20 protein-coding genes are annotated in these 18,733 nt (G+C 66.2%); 10 read left to right on the top strand and 10 right to left on the bottom strand.

Translation table 11 applies throughout. From position 1 onward, the window contains the following. Position 1 precedes the first annotated feature (1 nt). On the bottom strand, positions 2 to 856 hold the full coding sequence (locus Rhe02_RS03450; RefSeq protein ID WP_203906569.1) for an ABC transporter permease: 855 nt from the start codon (positions 854 to 856) through the stop codon (positions 2 to 4). Continuing rightward, a complete protein-coding gene (locus tag Rhe02_RS03445) occupies positions 853 to 1,818 on the bottom strand; it encodes an ATP-binding cassette domain-containing protein (protein WP_203906568.1) in 966 nt (321 codons plus the stop codon). The genes Rhe02_RS03450 and Rhe02_RS03445 overlap by 4 nt, the downstream gene beginning before the upstream one ends. A gap of 171 nt (positions 1,819 to 1,989) precedes the next feature. Between Rhe02_RS03445 and Rhe02_RS03440 the strand changes: the two genes are divergently transcribed. Further along, positions 1,990 to 2,568 carry a dihydrofolate reductase family protein gene (locus tag Rhe02_RS03440; RefSeq protein ID WP_203906567.1) on the top strand — a complete coding sequence of 193 codons (579 nt, stop codon included), beginning with the start codon at positions 1,990 to 1,992 and terminating at the stop codon, positions 2,566 to 2,568. A gap of 352 nt (positions 2,569 to 2,920) precedes the next feature. Next, positions 2,921 to 3,751, top strand: coding sequence for a hypothetical protein (locus tag Rhe02_RS03435; protein ID WP_203906566.1), 831 nt, complete (start codon positions 2,921 to 2,923; stop codon positions 3,749 to 3,751). A 66-nt stretch (positions 3,752 to 3,817) separates the two neighbouring features. On the opposite strand, the gene Rhe02_RS03430 is transcribed toward Rhe02_RS03435, so the two are convergent. Both Rhe02_RS03430 and Rhe02_RS03425 read right to left on the bottom strand, forming a co-directional pair. After that, positions 3,818 to 5,611 (bottom strand): cellulase family glycosylhydrolase, encoded by a 1,794-nt coding sequence (locus tag Rhe02_RS03430; protein WP_203906565.1) that lies wholly within the window; start codon positions 5,609 to 5,611, stop codon positions 3,818 to 3,820. A 156-nt stretch (positions 5,612 to 5,767) separates the two neighbouring features. After that, the gene (locus Rhe02_RS03425) at positions 5,768 to 6,178 is read right to left on the bottom strand and encodes a VOC family protein (protein WP_203906564.1); all 411 of its coding nucleotides are present in this window, start codon (positions 6,176 to 6,178) and stop codon (positions 5,768 to 5,770) included. Positions 6,179 to 6,288: 110 nt separating this feature from the next. Between Rhe02_RS03425 and Rhe02_RS50455 the strand changes: the two genes are divergently transcribed. Continuing rightward, the gene (locus Rhe02_RS50455) at positions 6,289 to 6,423 is read left to right on the top strand and encodes a hypothetical protein (protein WP_275411044.1); all 135 of its coding nucleotides are present in this window, start codon (positions 6,289 to 6,291) and stop codon (positions 6,421 to 6,423) included. After that, positions 6,420 to 7,028 carry a DUF5317 family protein gene (locus tag Rhe02_RS03420; protein ID WP_203906563.1) on the top strand — a complete coding sequence of 203 codons (609 nt, stop codon included), beginning with the start codon at positions 6,420 to 6,422 and terminating at the stop codon, positions 7,026 to 7,028. The genes Rhe02_RS50455 and Rhe02_RS03420 overlap by 4 nt, the downstream gene beginning before the upstream one ends. Positions 7,029 to 7,038: 10 nt before the next feature. Here the strand turns inward: Rhe02_RS03420 and Rhe02_RS03415 are convergent, their stop codons facing one another. Then, positions 7,039 to 9,582: a glycoside hydrolase family 5 protein gene (locus tag Rhe02_RS03415; RefSeq protein WP_203906562.1), complete on the bottom strand. Its 2,544-nt coding sequence runs from the start codon at positions 9,580 to 9,582 to the stop codon at positions 7,039 to 7,041. Positions 9,583 to 9,730: 148 nt separating this feature from the next. On the opposite strand from Rhe02_RS03415, the gene Rhe02_RS03410 reads away from it, so the two are divergent. Continuing rightward, the gene (locus Rhe02_RS03410; protein WP_203906561.1) at positions 9,731 to 10,138 is read left to right on the top strand and encodes a DUF3224 domain-containing protein; all 408 of its coding nucleotides are present in this window, start codon (positions 9,731 to 9,733) and stop codon (positions 10,136 to 10,138) included. A 59-nt stretch (positions 10,139 to 10,197) separates the two neighbouring features. Then, a complete protein-coding gene (locus tag Rhe02_RS03405) occupies positions 10,198 to 11,217 on the top strand; it encodes a serine hydrolase domain-containing protein (RefSeq protein ID WP_239123282.1) in 1,020 nt (339 codons plus the stop codon). Between the two features lie 11 nt (positions 11,218 to 11,228). Here the strand turns inward: Rhe02_RS03405 and Rhe02_RS03400 are convergent, their stop codons facing one another. From Rhe02_RS03400 to gatC, 4 genes are all read right to left on the bottom strand, one after another. Continuing rightward, entirely contained in the window at positions 11,229 to 12,464 is a 1,236-nt protein-coding gene (locus Rhe02_RS03400; RefSeq protein ID WP_203906560.1) for a DUF11 domain-containing protein, read from the bottom strand. 96 nt (positions 12,465 to 12,560) lie between these two features. Further along, positions 12,561 to 12,857 carry a hypothetical protein gene (locus Rhe02_RS03395; protein WP_203906559.1) on the bottom strand — a complete coding sequence of 99 codons (297 nt, stop codon included), beginning with the start codon at positions 12,855 to 12,857 and terminating at the stop codon, positions 12,561 to 12,563. Between the two features lie 143 nt (positions 12,858 to 13,000). Then, positions 13,001 to 14,500 (bottom strand): Asp-tRNA(Asn)/Glu-tRNA(Gln) amidotransferase subunit GatA, encoded by a 1,500-nt coding sequence (gatA, locus tag Rhe02_RS03390; protein WP_203906558.1) that lies wholly within the window; start codon positions 14,498 to 14,500, stop codon positions 13,001 to 13,003. Further along, on the bottom strand, positions 14,500 to 14,796 hold the full coding sequence (gene gatC / locus Rhe02_RS03385; protein ID WP_203906557.1) for an Asp-tRNA(Asn)/Glu-tRNA(Gln) amidotransferase subunit GatC: 297 nt from the start codon (positions 14,794 to 14,796) through the stop codon (positions 14,500 to 14,502). The genes gatA and gatC overlap by 1 nt, the downstream gene beginning before the upstream one ends. A 240-nt stretch (positions 14,797 to 15,036) precedes the next feature. Here gatC and Rhe02_RS03380 point away from each other — a divergent pair, with 240 nt between their 5' ends. After that, the gene (locus Rhe02_RS03380) at positions 15,037 to 16,353 is read left to right on the top strand and encodes a vWA domain-containing protein (protein ID WP_203906556.1); all 1,317 of its coding nucleotides are present in this window, start codon (positions 15,037 to 15,039) and stop codon (positions 16,351 to 16,353) included. Between the two features lie 32 nt (positions 16,354 to 16,385). Here the strand turns inward: Rhe02_RS03380 and Rhe02_RS03375 are convergent, their stop codons facing one another. Then, entirely contained in the window at positions 16,386 to 16,850 is a 465-nt protein-coding gene (locus tag Rhe02_RS03375; RefSeq protein WP_203906555.1) for a PLAT/LH2 domain-containing protein, read from the bottom strand. A 156-nt stretch (positions 16,851 to 17,006) separates the two neighbouring features. Here Rhe02_RS03375 and Rhe02_RS03370 point away from each other — a divergent pair, with 156 nt between their 5' ends. The 3 genes from Rhe02_RS03370 to Rhe02_RS49580 all read left to right on the top strand — a co-directional run bounded on the left by Rhe02_RS03370 (position 17,007) and on the right by Rhe02_RS49580 (position 18,675). Next, complete coding sequence (locus tag Rhe02_RS03370) at positions 17,007 to 17,447, top strand: VOC family protein (RefSeq protein ID WP_203906554.1); 441 nt, start codon at positions 17,007 to 17,009, stop codon at positions 17,445 to 17,447. 134 nt (positions 17,448 to 17,581) lie between these two features. Beyond that, positions 17,582 to 18,196: a dihydrofolate reductase family protein gene (locus tag Rhe02_RS03365; RefSeq protein ID WP_203906553.1), complete on the top strand. Its 615-nt coding sequence runs from the start codon at positions 17,582 to 17,584 to the stop codon at positions 18,194 to 18,196. Between the two features lie 233 nt (positions 18,197 to 18,429). After that, entirely contained in the window at positions 18,430 to 18,675 is a 246-nt protein-coding gene (locus Rhe02_RS49580) for a hypothetical protein (RefSeq protein WP_239123280.1), read from the top strand. Positions 18,676 to 18,733: the final 58 nt, after the last annotated feature.

The raw sequence follows: 18,733 nt of genomic DNA, 5'->3' as shown, positions 1-18,733 counted from the left end.
CTCACAGGTGGCGGCGGTAGCCGAGCACCGACAGCGGCGCGAAGATCAAGATGACCGCGGCACAGGCCAGCAGCGCCCAGCCGACATGTGCGGTGATCTGGCCTAGGTTGGCCAGGTCACGGGTTGCCGTGACGATGTAGGAGACCGGATTGACCTTGACGAACGCGGCGAGCCATCCGGGCAGGGTGTCGACCGGCACCAGCGCGTTGGACATGAACGTCAGCGGAAACATGATCATCATTGAGATGCCCTGGACGCTCTGCGCGCTGCGAGCCAGCGTGCCGACCCAGGTGAACGCCCAGGCCAGCGACCAGCCGGCGATGACCGTGAGCACGATCGCCGCGAGGACCCCAAGCACGCCGCCTTCGGGCCGATAGCCCATCGCGAAACCGGCTGCGAACGTCAGCGCCGAGGCGATCGCGTACCGCAGCAAATCAGCGATCATCGGACCGGCCAGCGGCGCTATCCGAGCCATCGGCAGCGACTTGAACCGGTCGAACACGCCCTTCTCCATGTCCTCGCGCAGCTGCACGCCGGTAGCCATGCAGGCGGTCAGCGCAGTCTGCGCCAGGATGCCCGGGATGACCAGCGGCAAATAGGCCTCCACGCTGCCGGACATGCCGCCGCCGAGAAGATAGGCGAACATCGCTGTGAACAGCAGTGGCTGGATAGTGACGTCGAAGAACTGCTCCGGGTTGCGGCGCATCTTCTTCGTCGCCCGCCAAGCCATCGCCATCGTCTGGCTCAGCGTCTCGGCCAGGCTGTTACGCGGTGTGGTGCGGGCCGCGATATCGCCGGCCGAAAGCCGGCGCGGCGGTGCGACAGCGATCGCAGGGGGAGTCAGCTGCATGGTCATCGGGCCACCTCAAGTTCGGGTTCGGCGGTGTCATGGCCCGTGAGCACAAGGAACACCTCATCCAGGGTCGGCGCGTCGACGCTCACCGAGGTGATGCCGATGCCCGCCTCACGCAGGCCGATGAGCACCTCCGCGGCCCGGTCCGCGGCGTCGAGGGCCACGTTCATCCGGCCCGAACCGCTGATCACCGGCTCTTCGCCGAGCAGACGCCGTACCACGTCGGCAGCCATGATCAGGTCGGCGGCATCGGCCAGGCGCAGCTGCAGGGTCGAGTTGCCCACCGAGGCCTTCAGCTCGTCGGGGGTGCCCTCGGCCACCTTGTACCCGCGGTCGATGACAGCGATCCTGTCGGCGAGCTGGTCGGCTTCGTCAAGATATTGCGTTGTCAGCAGCACGGTGCAGCCATCCGCGACCAGGTCGCGGATCGTGTCCCACATTTGTCCGCGGGTACGGGGGTCAAGCCCGGTCGTCGGCTCATCCAAGAAGATCAGCGGGGGTCGGGTGATCAAGCTGGCGGCCAGGTCGAGGCGTCGGCGCATTCCGCCGCTGAACTGGGAGATCGGCTTGTTCGCCGCCTCTTCGAGACCGAACCGCCCGAGTAGGTCGGCAGCTGTATCGCGTGCTTTTTTGCTCGGTACCCCTTGCAGCCGCCCGAACAGCCACAAATTCTCGTTCGCGGTCAGGTTCTCGTCCACGGAGGCGTATTGCCCGGTGACACCGAGCAGCTGCCGCGTGCGGTGCGGGTCCCGGCGCACGTCCACGCCAAAGATTTCGGCCCGGCCCATATCGATGGACAGCAGCGTGGCGAGCATTTTGAGCATGGTGGTCTTACCCGCGCCGTTGGGGCCGAGCACGCCGAAGATCTCCCCCTGGGCGACGTGCAGGTCGACGCCGTCGACAGCGCGGAAGTCACCGAAGGACTTCACCAGGCCCTCGGCGTGGACGGCAGGAATGTGCGTCATCAATCGCTCCTTCGCGACCGGCATCAACCGGTCTGCGAAAAGCGTCCGCCCTCTCGGTTCCACGGCGCCTACACGGCGGTTTCACGACCTACGGCGGCCATCGGCGATTAGTTTCGCCTTAGCTCCGAGTCTCTACATACAAACTCGCAAACCGCACCGGAGGAGAGCATCATGACCGTCACCTACACCTTCGACGTCTTTTCCAGCCTGGACGGCTTTGGCGCCGCCGGCGGCAACTGGACCGGCTATTGGGGCAAGCAAGGCCCTGAGCTTCTCGAACAACGCCTCGCCCGGTACGGCGAGGAGCAACGGATGGTCTTCGGAGCCAACACCTACCGGGCGTTTGCGCGGATGCTGGCCGAGAGCACCGACGAGTCCGAGGTGCGTGACCCCTGGGTCACCCGAATGGTGAACCTGCCCGCAACGGTGATCTCGACGACACTGCACGAACCCCTCGACTGGCCGGACGCCACCGTGGTGAGCGGCGACGCCGTCGACGTCGTGGCCCGCCTCAAAGCGGAGTCCAACGTGCCTCTGCGCTCACACGGCAGCCTGTCGATGAATCGGGCGCTGATGGCCGCCGGTCTTGTGGACCAGCTCCACATCACGGTCTTCCCCGTGATCACCGGTCAGACCGGAGCAGACTCGATCTTCCAGGGCGCGGCCGACTTCGACCTCGAGCTGATCGAGTGCCGCACGCTCGACGGCAACATTCAAGAACTCATCTACCGCCCTACTCTGCATACCTGAGTCAGTCCACGCGCTAGCCGCGTTGATCTGGGTCGATGAAGCGCGGAAATGTGCGGACATATAGGTTGGTCCGCATGTCCAAAGACGAGATCGCGCGATGAGCCCACTTGGCCCAGGGATTTCCGCCCGGATGCGGGCCGCCGCCTCGCGTTATCGTGTCGCGTTGATGGCGTTGTGCATGCTCGCCATAGCCAGCACGGCCACCGTCGCCATCATTGTTGCCGGCTCCGGCAGCGACCCGAATTCCCCGGCCGGGGGCCAGGTCATCGCGTCGGACGAGCCCTCCGGCCAAGGTGTATCGCCTTCGGCATCGGCGAGCCCCGCAGCGGCAAGCGCGTCCCCGGCCGGTGCCGTGCCCGCCGGTCTGCAGCGCTGCGCGCCCTATCCAGCTTTCCCCGATGCCAACTGCACGGGTGTCCCCACAGGCATCACGCCCGTGAAATACACGGGCCCCTGCACCATCAAAACCGACGGGACGGTCATCGAGGCAAAGCTGGTCACGTGTGCGCTGAGCATTCAGGCCAAACAGGTGATGATCAAGAATAGCCGGATCGATGGCACCGTGGGGACCCCGAACGGAACCGAGCAGTATTCGTTCACCATCATGGATTCCGAGGTCCATGCCCCACGTGCCACAGGCACTGAGTCACAAGGGGTTGGAGACGCCAACTTCACGATGATCCGGGTCGAGGTGACCGGCGGAAACCGCAGTGTCTACTGCCGAAAGAACTGCCGGGTAGAGGACTCCTGGGTGCACGGTCAGGATATCGCTCAAGAGCCGCGCATCCACGCCAGTGGAATCCGCCAGAGCCAGGGCTCGACTATCCTCCACAACCGCATTCACTGTTCGGTGGCTGATACGCCGTCCGGTGGCGGCTGCTCGGCCAACCTGACCGGATACGGTGACTTCGAACCGGTCCGGGACAATCGGATAGAGAAGAATCTGTTTGTTGCCACCCCGGCCGGTGCTTGCGCCTATGGCGGGTCCAGCGGCGATGACGGCACCAAACCGTACGGCAATCAAGCTTTGGGAATCGTGTTTGTCGACAACATCTTCCAGCGTGGCCGAACCGGCAAGTGCGGCTTTTACTTCCCCATCACGGACTTCGACTCCAGCCGGCCGGGCAACAAATGGGTCAACAACAAATGGGACGACGGCGTCGCGCTACCTCCCGCCAACTGATCGGCTGTTGAGCTTTGAACGCAAAAGCGGCCCAGCCGGAGCTGGGCCGCCGCTTTCCCAACGCTGTTAAGGGTTTTGGGTGAGCAGGTGTGCCTTGTATCCGTCACCGTAGCTGCTGGTGGGGGTACCGGTGTAGTCGTTGATGAGCACGTTGCCCTGACCGCAACCCCACGGGTTCCAAGTCCAGGCAAGGTATCCGACTCCACGCGAGTCGGCCCAGGCCATGACCTGGTCGATGTAATCGTGGGCGCACGTGTTCTGGCCGATCTCGCCGGCCACCAGCGGCACCTGTGCCGCGACGGTGCCGATCTCGCTGTTCCAGCACGCGACGGTGATGCAGGCGTTGAAATTGTAGGTGTGCCATGAGGCCATCAGGTTGCCCGTGGAATCGGTCGGCCGGAAGGTCAGCCACTGCGTCAGATCGTTGGTCCACCTGATGCCGGGGACCATGATGACGTTGGTGGCGCCGGTGGCGCGCACCGCGTTGACCAGACTCTGCATACCGGCCACCTGATAGCCGATGCCGGTACAGGTGCCGCCGTCGCGTAGACAGGTCCACGCGGCGGTGGGGTTGGAGAAGTTGTTGGCCGCGTCCGGGTAGGGCTCGTTGAACAGGTCGAAGATGACCGCGTTGTTGGCCTTGAACATGTTGGCCACCTGGGTCCAGAACATCGGCGCGAACTGCGCGTCGGGCATGGGTTTCTGGCAGGTCGCGTTGACGTCCGCGCAGGCCGACGCGTTGCCGGTGTACACGCCGTGGTTCCAGTGCATTTCGACGATCGGCGTGATGCCGTTGGCGACGAGCAGGTCGACGTAGCCCTTGACCTCTTGCTGATAGGTGGTGCCGCTGGGCGTGCCGAACGTGCCCAGCCAGCAGTCCTCGTTGAGCGGAATCCTTACCGCGTGGATGTTCCAGGCCTTCATCGCATCGACGGTGGCCTGGTCCGGAGTCGGGCTGTCCCACATGCCTTTGCCCTGCACGCAGGCGAATTCGGCGCTTGCCCGGTTGACACCCAGCAGCCGGTAAGTCACCCCGCTCGCCGTCACCAGACGGTTACCCGACACGCGCAGCACCGGAGCGGGCCCGCCCGTGTTGGCCGGCCGCACCGTGATGCTGATCGGGGTGGTGGTCGTGGCTGCGCCGAGGTTGTCCACCGCACGCGCGCTCACCGAATAGGTTCCGGCTGCCACGTTCATCCATGCGAAGGTGTAGGGCGACGAGGTGTCCGAACCGACCACAGTCGAGCCGTTCAAAAATTCGACCCTTGCCACTGTCCCGTCTGGATCGCCGGCAGTGGCCGCGAAATTGACCGTTGCCGGTGCGGTGAATAGCTGGCCGGCCCCCGGACTGGTCAGCGTCACTGTCGGCGGCCGGTTACCCGAACTCTGCGATGGGCTGGGGGAGGTGGTGCTGCCGGTGCAGGCCACCCCATTCAGGGCGAAGTTGGCTGGTCTGGGGAACGGGTTCGGCGGCGCGGTGCCCGCGGCCGAACGGGTCCAGTCGCCCTGCAGGCCAACGGTCGCGTTGGTCTGGCCGGTGCCGATCGAGCCGTTCCAGCCGATATCGGTGGCGGTGACCGCCGTGGTTCCCGAGAAGGTGGCATTCCAGCCACCCGTGCGGGTATGCCCGCTGGGCATGGTAAATGTCAAGGTCCAATGGGCTATCGGATCGCCGAGATTGGTGATCGCCAACGTGGTGTTGAACCCACCGGACGTCGGTGTCGATTGCCAGGTGTTCAGATTCTGATAGGTGACCGAACATCCGACGGCCGCCTGTGCCACGGTCGGCATGATGATGCCCACGGCCACCACCGTCACCGCTGCTGCGGCACTGGCGATGAGAGCAGAACGACGTCTCATAACGCCTCCTCAATGCATGGTTGGAAGGCGTGCCCAGCTCACCGCACAGCTGGCGAAATTAAATCAGATGAATGCCGCAGGTACCATAGCTGGTGGATCTTCAGCCGAAATCGCGGGACAGGGACGGGCGTCCGGCCCTCTATCTAATGTGGATGGTCATCCCTGCATGTCGGCCTCGGTGATGCCGTCGGCGTGGCCCGGCGGCCATTGGACAAGCTCAATACGGTTGCCATCGGGGTCGGTCATCCATGCGGTGAGGAAGTCAGCGGTTTGGTCCGGCGAGGTGGGTTCCTCGACGTCGATGCCGCGGGCCGAGAGGGTGGCGATGGTGTCGGCCATCGATTCGACCTGGATCACCAGGTGGTTGAGGTTCTGGCCGGCCGGTGGCTGCGCCGGGTGGTGCACCAGCTCGATGGTGACAAAGTCGTCGCCGGGCAGCTGGATCATCGTCAGGCTGCCGAAGGCGGTCTCGGGCACGGTGCCCAGCACGCGGTATCCGACCGCGGTGTAGAACTCGAGCGAACGGTCGAGGTCGGTGACTCTCAGGCCAAAATGCAAGGTCCTCATCAGGGCAAGTTACCCAATCACCGGCATGGTGTCCTTTCCGGACACGGCAACATTGACATCTGATCGTGCGGTCTCCACGCTGGTGTTCGCCCGCATCGATCGGAGGAGCAATGGAGAAGAAGAAGCCGCTCAAAGATCGCACCGCAGTCCGGATCAGTGGCGCGGTGGTGACCGCCGCGACGCTGCTCGCCGCGCTTTACGCCGTCGCCGCGCCCATGATCAGCAACGACCCTAGGTTGCCGTGACCGCTGTCCCCAGCTTTACCGGCGTCGTCTTCATCGCGTCGCCGTTGCTCATCGCCGCGATCGTGGGCACGTTCCTGGGCCGCGACCCGCTGCGCCTAACCGCGCTGCGGCTGCGATACCCCGCCCTGATTTGGGCCGCAGCAGCGATCGCGGCGCTGCGGTATGCCGACCCCGCTTGGCTGCCGGAAACGCTACGGCGCGACAGCGGCATTCTGCTCGCCGTGGCCGTCTGGGTGCTCGGGGCGATCTGGGTGTGGACCAACCTGCCTGGACGCCCGCCCGGCCAGCGGGTGGGGCTGCTCGTCCTCCTCGCCGGAGGCGCGGCGAACGCGGTGGCTATCGCGGTGAACCGCGGCGCAATGCCCTACGCGCGAGCCGGGACGCAGGGCACGGGGTCCTCGCCGCGCCCCGACGAGGCGGTCGGCCACGCCGCTTGGGAGGCGGGACGCCATCGCCTTGCCTGGCTCAGCGATGTCATCCCGGTACCGGGCACCGCTGTCCTGGTGAGCGTCGGTGACCTGCTCCTGATCGGCGGCATCGCCGCGCTTCTCGTCTCTGCCATGCGCCCCCGCCCGTCCAAGCAGCTTTCGCCAACGGCCTCCTGACCGCCCTCGCCTAGCGCCTGACCGTCACGGTGTAGGTGCCGTGGGCGCAGCCGGTTATCCGCCAGCCGCCGAACACCTTCGCCGACCTGATGTCGGCAACGCCCTCGGTGGTGAGTTTGGGCGTTGCGTCGCCGGGGACCCAGATGTCGAGCTGACAGTTCACCGCTTCCGGGCCGACCGTGGCGCTCAGGGTCAGGCCACCGTCGGCCGGAGTGGCGGCGAGGTTGTCGAGACGGCCCGGGAATGCCCGCGGATAGGCACGCGACAAAGGCTTCGCGAAACCGGTGGGCGGCGCGATCGAAGCGCCGGTGACACAGTCGAGGCCGATCAGGTTCCCGGACGTCTTGGCGTCCGCGCCGGTTTCCGGCGAGCCGCAGCCCTGCTTCCACACCCAGAACGCGCCGCCGATGCCGAGCCTGTCCTGGGCCGCCCCGAAGCGGGTCACCTTCGCGCCGTCCGTCGCCGGGTCGCCGAACCAGCCCCATTCGCCCATCCAGAGCGCGGCGCCATAGGACGCGGCGGCTCGGGACGACACCGTCAGGTTCCGCTCGATCGACGCGATCGTCAGCCCGAAGCTTTGATCCATCGTAATCGATTCACTGTACGGGTGCGGCGCGAAGACGATCTGCCGATCGCTGGTGAAGCCCGGCGGCGGTGTCACATCGAAGGCCAGCCCCGACCAGAGCACGCTCGGCTCGAAGAAAGCCAGGTGCGGGAAGCCTTGCCCGGCGCGTTCGGCGGCGCGGATCGCGGTGATGGCCGCGTCGTAGTAGCGGCCGAGCAGCAGTGCGGAGCTGACCGGCGGGTTGGCCCCGATGCCGGGCTCATTAAGCAAGTCGTACCCGGCGACGGCCGGCTCATTGGCGAATTCTCGCGCCACATACGCCCAGGCGCGAATCAGCTCGCTCTGAATGCCGTCGCGGTCGGTGTAGAAGTTGCTGAAGGCGGTCGCCACCGCCGGGGCGAGGTCGCGTGCCAAGAACTGGCAGTGCAGTGTCCCATCGGTGAGGGTCGCCCAGGCCGGCGCGCCGTCCCAGCCCTTGGTGGGCTCGGTGCCGCCGCCGCACTGCTGTGCCGGCCGAGCCAGCGCATTGCCCCAGGCGTCCTGGTGCATGTCCAGCACGACGTATATGCCATGGGCTTTGGCCGACGCCACAGCCGCGCTGATCTGCCGAAGATAGGAGTCGTCGAACTCGCCGCGCAGCGGCTCCAGCCGCGACCACGACATCCCCAGCCGGGCGACGTTGAATCCCATCGCGGCCATCTGAGCGAAATCGTTGTCTGTCAAGGGCTCGGTGGCCGGGATGCTGGGATCGCGCTGATAGTAGTCGATGAGCTGGTTCACGTTGACGCCGCGCAGGATCACCTGACGGCCGGTGACGTCGCCGATGACAGGCAGGTCTTTCCCGTCCGCGGCGGGCAGAAGATGCAGGCGCTCCAAGCCCCCGGAGGCCGTTACCGCCGCAACCTGTTGCGGCCCAGGCGTGGTAGTGAAGTCGACTAACACCGGGCCAAGCGTCGGCACGGCCGCCAGAAGCACGACCGCGCCCGCCATCACCCAGCGGCGGGAGGCGTTGCGCGGGAAGGAGAGCGCTGGCCGCCAGCGCCACACCGCACCGGCGCAGACCGCACCGATCAGGCCCGTCGCCGCGCCGTAGCCGATGCCCGCCGCGACATGGATCAGCGTCGTGCCGATCCACCAGCTGTCCGGGCCGGCGTCGGCAAGGCCGTTTGAGAAGGGCAGCGCTGCGATGGCAGCGCCAAATACGCCAACGGTGAAGCCGCCGATGAGGGCGGCCAGCCAGACCGTCGCGGCGACCGCTGAAGGCGTCAAGAGGGCGAACCGCCGCAGCAGGGCTCGGGCCGTCAGGCCAAATGCGCCAAGGAACACGGCCATGCCGCCCAGGTAACCGACCGGGCCGGCGGCGAAGGTGGGGGCGAACAGGAGTCCGGTGAAGGCGTAACCGAGCGGGCCGCCGCGCCACCACTGCGCGGCGAAGGTGACCGCGCCGAGCGTCGTCACCACGTACACAACGGAAATGGCCGCGGGCCCGTGGCGAACTGGCTGGCCTTGCGCTGGGCGGCCGATGCGGGAGGCAAGCGCGGCCACGACGGCTACCAGCGGGCCGGCCAACAAGAATTTCATCGCGGCGAATCCGCTCGTGGCGAAAGCGAATCGCAGCACCGATCCGGCGGAAAGGTGCGGCCCGATCATGGGGATGGCGCTGACGAATCCGGTCACGGCAGCGGCGAGCGCGGCCGCCCCGGTCACCGCGATCCACGTGACCAGGAAGACCCGCCTGCCCGCGAACACGAGGATCGGCACGGCCGTGGCAGCGAGCAGCACCGGCAGACCGACCAGCAGCGGAGCCCAGCGGTAGACGCCCTCGAAGCCCATCAGCGGAAGGCCACTGCCACCCACAGGCGCCAGCAGGCCCGAGGGGTCCCAGAGGGCACCGGCCGCGACGATGAGAATGAGCGCAACGGCCGCTGCTGCGGTGGCGCGGATGGCGGGGCGCCGCGTCGCCGGGTCTGGTGAGGTCTGCTCGGTCATAGTGATCGCGAAGCGTAGCCGCTGCTCAGCGCCCAGGCATGCCCCCGGTCGGCCGATCACCTCATACTTTCGCGGCTATCCCTTCCGCCAAACGGCCGAGGGCCAAGCTGTGCGAGGTGTCGTGTGTGGACGGTCGTAGAATACCTGGGTGAAAGCATCCGGAACGTTTAAGGTCATCGCTTTTGTCCCGACGTCGCTGGTGCCCGACCCGGCGATCGCGACAGCGCTTCCCGTCGGGGTCTCCACCATGGAAAAGCACTACGAAGGCGCTGTGGTGGGCCGCTCCGCCACGCTGTTCACCGCTGCTTACGACCCGGCGACCGGTGTGGGTGCCTATGTGGCCATGGAGTCGTTCGAAGGATCGGTCGACGGCCGATCGGGCGCCTTCAACTTCGTGCACTCCGCGGGGACTCAGGGGACGGACCGCACCAACGAATTCTTCGTCATCGTCGCGTCCAGCGGCACCGGCGAGCTGGCCGGTATTTCCGGCACGGGCGGAATGCGGGTCGAGTCCGACGGCACCCACCAGGTCTGGTTCGACTACGAGCTGCCCTGATCGGTCCGGGCTTGGCAAATCCGTGGTGCCAGAACGGTGTCGGCGAATATGCTCGCCCGATGTCGTGGACGGTGCAGCAGCTCGCCGAGGCGGTCGAGGCCGCTGCGGGTGATGCGGGGTTCTCCGGGGTGGTCCGGGTCGACCGGGAAGGCGAGCCGGCCTATCAGGCCGCCTTCGGGCTGGCCCAGCGCGGGCACGAGGTGCCCAACACGATCGACACCCGTTTCGCCGTGGCCAGCGGCGGCAAAGGCTTCACCGCGCTGGCCGTGGTGAGCCTGATCGAACAGGGCCGGCTTGCGCTGGACACCACCGCCCGCTCGGTGCTCGGCACAGACCTGCCTCTCATCGCCGACGATGTCACCGTGGAGCATTTGCTCGGGCACCGCTCCGGGATCGGTGATTACCTGGACGAGGAGACCCTGGGCGACATCGCCGACTACGTGCTGAAGGTGCCGGTGCACCGGCTGGCGCAGACCGAGGAGTTCCTCGCCGAGCTGGACGGGTACCCCACCAAGTTCCCGGCCGGGACAGCCTTCAGCTACTGCAACGGCGGCTACATCGTGCTGGCGCTGATCGCCGAGCGGGTCTCTGGAATCGGCTACCACCAGCTCGTCGACGAACTGGTCTGCCAGCGCGCCGGCCTGGCCGACACCGCGTTCCTGCGCTCGGACCAGCTGCCCGCCCGAACCGCCACCGGCTACCTGCTCCGCGACGGGCAATGGCGCAGCAATGTGCTGCACCTGCCGGTCCGCGGCAACGGCGACGGCGGCATTTACACCACCGCCGCCGACATGAGCACGTTCTGGCGCGCCTTCTTCGACGGCCGGATCGTCGGCAAGGACTGGGTGGCCGAGATGACCCGGCCGCACAGCCTGGTCCCCGCCGAACACGCCCGTTACGGGCTGGGGTTCTGGCTCCGCGAAACCGGCCCACAGGTGCGTCTGGCCGGCTTTGACGCCGGCGTCTCCTTCACCAGCACGCACGACCCCAGCACCGATCTGACCTGGACGGTGCTGGGCAATACCGACAACGGCACCTGGCCCGTGGCGCGCGCCATCCGCTCCCTGCTTGCGCCCTAGAGCCGCAGCGGTCACTCCTGACCGGGCTGCACTTCGTCTGCGAGCGCAATATCCACGCTTTGCCCTGCCTCCGTGGCGTCCTCGGCTCCCGCCGCCGGCCGGGAGGCAGCGCGCTGCCGGTGCCATACCCCGAAACCGCCAGCCAGCCCAACAATGAGCAGCGCGATCGCCACCAGCACCGGCCAGCGCGACGGGTTGTCGGTCTTCGGCAAAGCGGCCGGCTCGATCGCTATCGTTTCGATCGACGCGCTGGCCGACGGCGTAGCCGACTCGCTTGGCACCGCGGACTCTGAGGGGGCCAGCGACGGCGCGATGGCGGCCGGTGCCTGCGCGCCTGGATTGCTCGTCCCCGGATTCGGCTTCTTCACCGGCACCAAACCATTGATCTTGATTTGGTACGTGATGAAGTTGCCGACCCAGGTCGTCCCGCCCTGACCGGTCGAGTAGAGATATGAGCCGATCTGTGTGCAGATACAGCCGTCCTTGGCGAACTGCGCGGTGACGATCTTGTACCGCACGGTCAAAGTCCTTGACTCGCCTGGATTCATGGGGCGGGTGATGGTGCAGAAGGTATCGGTCCCACCGACCTTGCCTTCGCTGCATCCGTCCTGGCCAACGTATTCGGTGCCCTCGGGCAGGTTTCCGGCCAGTCCCCAGACGAGCAGGGGATTCGGCCCGGGATTGCGCACCGTGATCTTCTCGGCGACCGTGTCACCGACATTTCCCCAGACTTCGCTCACCTCGACGCCGATGTTCTGTGAGACACCACGTTGGACAATCCAGATCGGCACCCGTGCCGTGCTACCCGAATGCGGTGTGGTGACCACCAGGTCGCCGGCCTTGCCGAGCGGCGCATCGGCCGCGGCCCGCAGGGTCGCCGAGCCGTCGAGCAGCCCGCCGTCAGGTTGGTCGGGAAACGTTGGCATGGTCAGCTGGCATGTTCCGCTGTTGCCGCTGCCGGAACAGCCGTTGCCCTCGACGCGATCGATCGAGACGCGGCCCTGCATCGCCGACGTAGAAATGTTGACGGTGTAGGTGCCCCCATCCAGTGGCACGGTGATCCCGAAGTAGGAGCTAAGAATCTCGCCTCGGTACATGTAGTAGTTGCCGCTGAACCCGCCCGGGTTGCCGTTCGAATTGCCGATGAACGCTCGCGGCACCACGTCGGCCCACACCGGTGAGGCACCGACCATCATGAATGCGACAAAAGCCAGCACGGCGGCAAGGCGACGGCGTAAAGGGGTCACGCCGCGAATTTTAAGGCCCTCGGTTACGGCTCGCACGCCCGTTTTTGACCCGAGCATGGGTGTGGCCGCGGTCTCACGGCCACACCCGACTGAGGTCTAGAAGTTGCAGTTGCCGGCCGGGATCCAGCCGTCCTGCCCCGGCGCTTCGGCCCCGTGGCCGTAGTACCAGGCGCCGATGTCGCTGCCGCCATATGCCCAGTGGACGCGGAATCCCCGGCCGGGGCTCAGCGTGCGCAGGACACTGCCCCACGGCTGATCGCGCAGCCAGGTGGGCTGGTTGGTTATGCACAGGGGGCCGCCAAGCTCACTGGCGTGAGCTGGCGCGGCCGCCACCGCCGAGCCAGCGAAGGCGATTGCCACCACCGCCACAGCACGGACAAGCTTGTGCTTCATGTTCTTCCTTTCGGCTGATGCCTTGCTTGCCCACCGAGTGTGCTGGGCGAGGCCATGGGCCGAAATGGGAAGCGGTTCCCAACCATGGAAAGTGTTGGATCCGCCGCGGGAAGTCACGGCGGATCCAGATTCGTCTTTGTTTACTACGGCTGGCCCGGCTTCGCTTGCGGCGCAGCACTGTGCGCGAAGTCGCGGCGCGGGCGTGAGTCGAAACCTGCTGACTGTTCCAAGGCGAAAGCGGCACGCAAAATCTGTGCCTCGCTGAAATGGGGCCCGAAGATCTGCAGCCCCACCGGAAGCCCATCGGCCAGCCCGATCGGGACCGTGATAGCGGGAATGCCCGCCAAACTCATGGGGATGGTGGCGATGTCCGCCAGATACATGGCGACCGGGTCGTTCACCCTGTCGCCGAGCTTGAACGCGACGCATGGGGCGGTCGGCCCTACCAGTACATCAAAATTCTCGTACGCGGCCTCAAGCTCGCGGATGACCACTGTCCGCACCCGCTGAGCCTTGTCGTAGTAGGCGTCGTAATAACCGGCCGACAGCGCGTAAGTCCCCACCATGATGCGCCGTTTGACCTCGTCTCCGAAGCCTTCCTCCCGAGACCGCATCATCATCTCGGTGACATCGCGCGCGTCAGGACTGCGCAAGCCGTAACGTACGCCGTCGAAGCGAGCCAGGTTCGACGACGCTTCGGCGGGGGCGATGACGTGGTAGGCGGCCAACGCGTATTTGAACGACGGCAGCGAACATTCCTCGACCTGCGCCCCGAGCGACACGAGCTGGTCGATGCCCCGCCGCACAGCAGCCGCCACCTCGGGCTCCATACCCTCGGTAAATAGCTCCTTGACGATTCCGACCCGCAGACCCTTGATGCCCCTGTCCAGCCCGGTGGTGAAGTCGGCCGGATCCTCCAGCGACGTGGCGTCCGCCGGGTCGTGCCCTGAGATCGCCTCCAACAGGGTGGCCGCGTCGGTCACGTCGCGGGTCATCGGGCCCACCTGGTCCAGCGACGAGGCAAAGGCGATCAGGCCATAGCGGCTGACCCGGCCGTAGGTGGGCTTGATGGCGACCAGCCCGCAGAACGCGGCCGGCAGGCGAATCGACCCACCGGTATCTGTCCCCAATGCCGCGACGGCCTGGCCGGCGGCGACCGCCGCGGCCGACCCGCCGCTGGAGCCACCCGGAACCCGGCTCAGGTCCCAGGGATGGTGAACCGCGCCGAAGCCGGAGTTTTCGTTGGATGATCCCATCGCGAACTCATCCATGTTGGTTTTGCCAACGATGATGGCGCCCGCCTGGCGCAGCCGCTGGACGGCGGTGGCGTCGTAGGGCGGCACGAACCCTTCGAGGATGCGCGAGCCTGCCGTCGTGGTCACGCCCTTGGTGACGAGCACATCCTTGACCGCCACGGGAATGCCCGCCATCGGTCCCAGCTTTTCCCCGCGCGCCCTCGCCTCGTCCACCGCCTTGGCGGCGCTCATCGCCTGCACGTCGGACACGGTGAGGAAGGAGTTCAGCGCCTTGTTGGTGCGCTCGATCACGCCGAGCGCGTCCTTGGTCAACTCAACCGCGCTTACCTCGCCGGCCGCCAGCATGCCGGACAGCTCATGAGCGGTGCGATCTGCTAGTGATTCCATCACTCGTCTTCACCCAGAATCCTCGGAACCGAATACCGCACGCCATCATGAGCCGGTGCGATCGCCAGAATGTCATCTCGCTCAAGGGTTTCGCCGATGACATCGGCTCGCAACACGTTGGTTCGCGGAATGACTTGGGAAGTGGGGGGCACGTCGTCGGTCGGAACCTCCTGCATCTTCTCCACTTCCGTGAGAATCGCACTCAGCTGCTGCTGAAAATAGGGTATTTCCGTCTCGGTCAGCGCCAACCGGGCTAGCTCTGCGACGTGTTCCACCTCGGCTCGGGTAACTAACACGGTCTTCTCCTTCCGTAGCGGGCGTCACGGCGCGGCGCGGCGACGATATGTCCCGGCAACCCTGTTCCGGTCCGCACTCGCGACAGCATATCGACTGGCGGGACACCTTGACCGTGGAGCTGGCCCGCCGTCCCGGTCCGGGTGTCTGGAGCCCCGTTAGCCCCATTTGTGGGCATTGAAGATCCACGCCGTTGCCGGGGTGTGGTTGTATCGGCGTGGGCCATGTCCAAAGGAGGCGCCATGCGCATAGAAGCACAGCTCGACGTCGATGTGATCGCGGTCGAGACCGACGATCAGCTGTCGGTTCTCATCGAGCTGGCGGCGCCCGTTCTGCCCAGCTCGGACGAGCCGCGACCGGCATCCACTTTGGAGGTCGTGCTCGACCGCAGCGGTTCCATGAGCGGCAGCCGAATCGATGGGGCGAAGATCGCGCTGGACAACCTCGTCAGCCGGCTGGAGCCGACGGACAACTTCGGCCTGGTCGTCTTCGACAACCTTGTTGAGGTTATCGTCCCGGCCGGGCCGCTGAGCGACAAGCATCAGGTCAAGCAGCTCATCGCCGGAGTGCAGACGCGAGGCAACACCGACCTGTCCTCGGGGTACCTGCGCGGCCTGCAAGAGGCCCAGCGGGCCATGGGACCCGCCGGCGCGACCGTCCTGCTCATCTCCGACGGGCACGCGAACGCGGGCGTCACCGACCTGGAAGCTCTCGGCGGCATCGCCGCCAGGGCACAGGCCAACAAAGTCACCACTTCCACGCTGGGCTACGGCCTCGGCTACGACGAGCGGCTCATGTCGGCCATCGCCCGCGGCGGCTCCGGCAACGAGCTGTTCGCCGAGGAGCCCGACACGGCGGGGGCGCTGATCGCCGGTGAGGTCGAAGGGCTGCTTTCCCTTTCGGCGCAGGCCGCCTCGGTGTCGATCGAGGTGTCGCCGCACGTGCGGGCGGTGCAGATCGTCAACGACCTGCCGGTCACTACGACGGGTAAAGCGCTCATGGCCGAGCTGGGCAGCTTCTACTCGGGCGAGACCCGCAAGCTGGTGCTGACTTTTGACATACCGGCGATCGCCGCACTGGGTTTGGCTCAGGTTGCCACCTGCACGTTCACCTGGGTCGAGTTGCCGACGCTGGCCCAGCACACGCTAACCGTGCCGATTCACGTCAATGTCGTGCCCGGCGACCAGGCCGCAGGGCGCATTCCCGATCCGGTGGTACGAACCGAGCTGGTCTTCCTTCAGGTGCAGCAGGCTAAGCGGCACGCCTCAGATCTGCTCAGCGGCGGCAAGGTCGAAGACGCGGCCCAGGCGATCGGCCTCTCGCTCAGCACCGTCCACCGGATGCTGGCCAACGCGCCGGCGTCGATGCGCGCGGACCTGGCCGACGAAGCGGCCGCCCTCACCTATCTCAAGGCTCAGGTCGAGCAGGGCTCTATTTCCCGAGCGGCCAAGTTTTCGTCGATGGACGCACAGTCGAAGTCGTCCAAGCGCGGCCGCCAAAGCGGGGAGAAACCATCGGCGCCGCAGGGCGAGCACAAGCCGCCGGAACCCGGGGCCTAGCCCGGCCCTGCGGGCCGATCGGCTGGTCCGACCTAGGGGAGCCACGGTCCCCAGGTGCCCGTGGACACGAACCACAGGCTGCTGTTGTTGTAGTAGAACCTCGGTGAGGTGCCGATGGGGCCGTGCACTTTCGCCCAGGACAGGCACCACGCGGAATTGTCTCCGGTGGGTACGAAGTTGACGTACACGCTCGTGATCGTGCCGATGTTCGAAGGCAGGTTGAAGTAGAAGGCGTCGACGTTCCCGCGTTCGAAGTCGTCGTGGTTGGCGTTGTTGAGCCCGATCCATCCGCTGGATCCGGCGGTGCCGTGGATCCTGGCCGCGACATAGCCGTCGGTTCCGGCACCGCTGACGTCGCAGGTCTGCATATCGATCCGGTACGGGAAGACTGTGGCGCTGGCAGGCTGAGCCCCCATCACCACGATCAAGGCAGTGCCGACAAGCGTGGCGAACAGTTTGCCCAGGCGTCGCGTCATCACGCGATTTAGCTGTGTCATGCCGTAATGAGGTGGCCCAGTGTGCAAAGACAACACCTTTTGAGTGTCGTCTCGCGGACAGGCGCGCCGGTGGCAGAGGATGTCGAGAATGGCCCGACAGCTCCGTCTCAGGAGTGGATACGGCCACCGTGGCCGTCCACGTGAAGGAGACTCAGCATGGCGATCCAGCGGATGGACAATGTCCTCATAGTTGTCGACGATCTTGACGCTGTCATTTCGTTCTTCGTCGAGCTTGGGATGGAGCTGGAGGGCAAGGGACCGATCGAGGGGCCTTGGGTGGAGAGTGTCATCGGCATCGAAGACGTGCGACAGGACATCGCCATGCTGCGGATACCGGACGGCCCCGGCAAAATCGAGCTGGCGAAGTTCCACACGCCGAAGGCGATCACCCCCGAGCCCAGCATCGCGCCGGCAAACACGCTGGGCATTCGCCGTGTCATGTTCGCCGTCGATGACATCGATGACGTCGTTGCCCGCCTGCGTGCCCACGGTGCCGAACTGGTCGGCGAGCTCGCGCAGTACGAGGACATGTACCGGCTCTGCTATGTCCGCGGCCCCGAGGGCATCGTCGTCGGACTGGCTCAACAGCTCAGCTGAAGGCGGTTCTCTCCATTTCGGACAGAATGCGTGATGCGACGGTGTCGGATCGGGGCCATCGTGTTCGTACCAGGGGTGAGCGGGCGCCACGGGGGCGCCTGAACGGACAACCCCTGAGAAAGGGAACTACGATCATGAAGCTGACCACCATCACGCAGGTCTCGGTCGATGGAGTGATGCAGGGAAACGGCGGCGCGTCGGATGAGGATCGCAGGAACGGATTCGAGCGCGGGGGATGGGCCATGGGGGTGGGCGACCACGAGACCATCGCGTTCATCAACCAGACCTACCAGCGCGCCGATGCGTTCCTGTTCGGCCGGCGAACCTACGAGCTCTTCGCCGGCTTCTGGGGGGCGATGGACCCGGGCAGCGGCCCGATCGCGGATGCTTTGAACACGAGGCCCAAGTACCTTGCCTCGAACACGCTCGCCGAAGCGCGCTGGGCGAACTCGACCCTGCTCTCCGGTGACCTCGCGGCGGCCATCGCTGAGCTGAAAGCGAAGCCGGGTGGTGAGCTGCAGGTGCACGGCAGCGGCACCCTGATCCGGTGGCTGCTCGAGAACGGCCTCGTCGACGAGATTAATCTGCTCGTCGTCCCGGTGATCGTCGGCCAGGGCATGCGGCTCTTCCCGGACAACGGCCCGGATTTGGCGCTGCACCTGGTCGAATCGCGGACCGACTCGAAGGGGGTAACGCTCCAGTCGTATCGGCCGAACGGCCGCCCGAAGTATGCCACCGCCACGCGCTGAAGCGCGCGGTTCGACCTGAGTCATTGACAGGAGTATTTACAGTACCGTCTTCGCAGTCTCCTCTTCACCGGCCGCAGCGGTGCCCGCTCCGCCTGCCGGCTGGACCTTGCTGTGGGGCGACGATTTCGACGGCTCGGCCAACACCGGCGTCGACGCGGGCAACTGGCGTTACGCCACCGGCACCGGTCACCCGGGGCGGTGCCGCCAACTGGGGCACCGGCGAGATCGAGACCATGACCAGCAGCACCAGCAATGTCTACCGCGATGGCGCCGGGCACCTGGTCATCAAACCCTTGCGTGATGGTGGCGGCAACTGGACCAGCGGCCGGATCGAGACTCAGCGCACCGACTTCGCCTGGAAGCCATCAACGGTCGCGGCTCGCATTTCGCGACCCTCCACTGTGGAGTCGCGCCCGGCGGCCCGTGCAACGAGTTCACCGGCCTCGGCAGCGGCGAGCGGGCCTGCGGTGGCTGCCTGACCGGATTCCACACCTACGCCATGGAACTGGACCGCAGCACTTCGCCGGAACAGATTCG

The organism is Rhizocola hellebori, from assembly GCF_016862955.1.
GTDB lineage: Bacteria > Actinomycetota > Actinomycetes > Mycobacteriales > Micromonosporaceae > Rhizocola > Rhizocola hellebori.
This window is presented reverse-complemented; position numbering and strand designations above follow the sequence as displayed.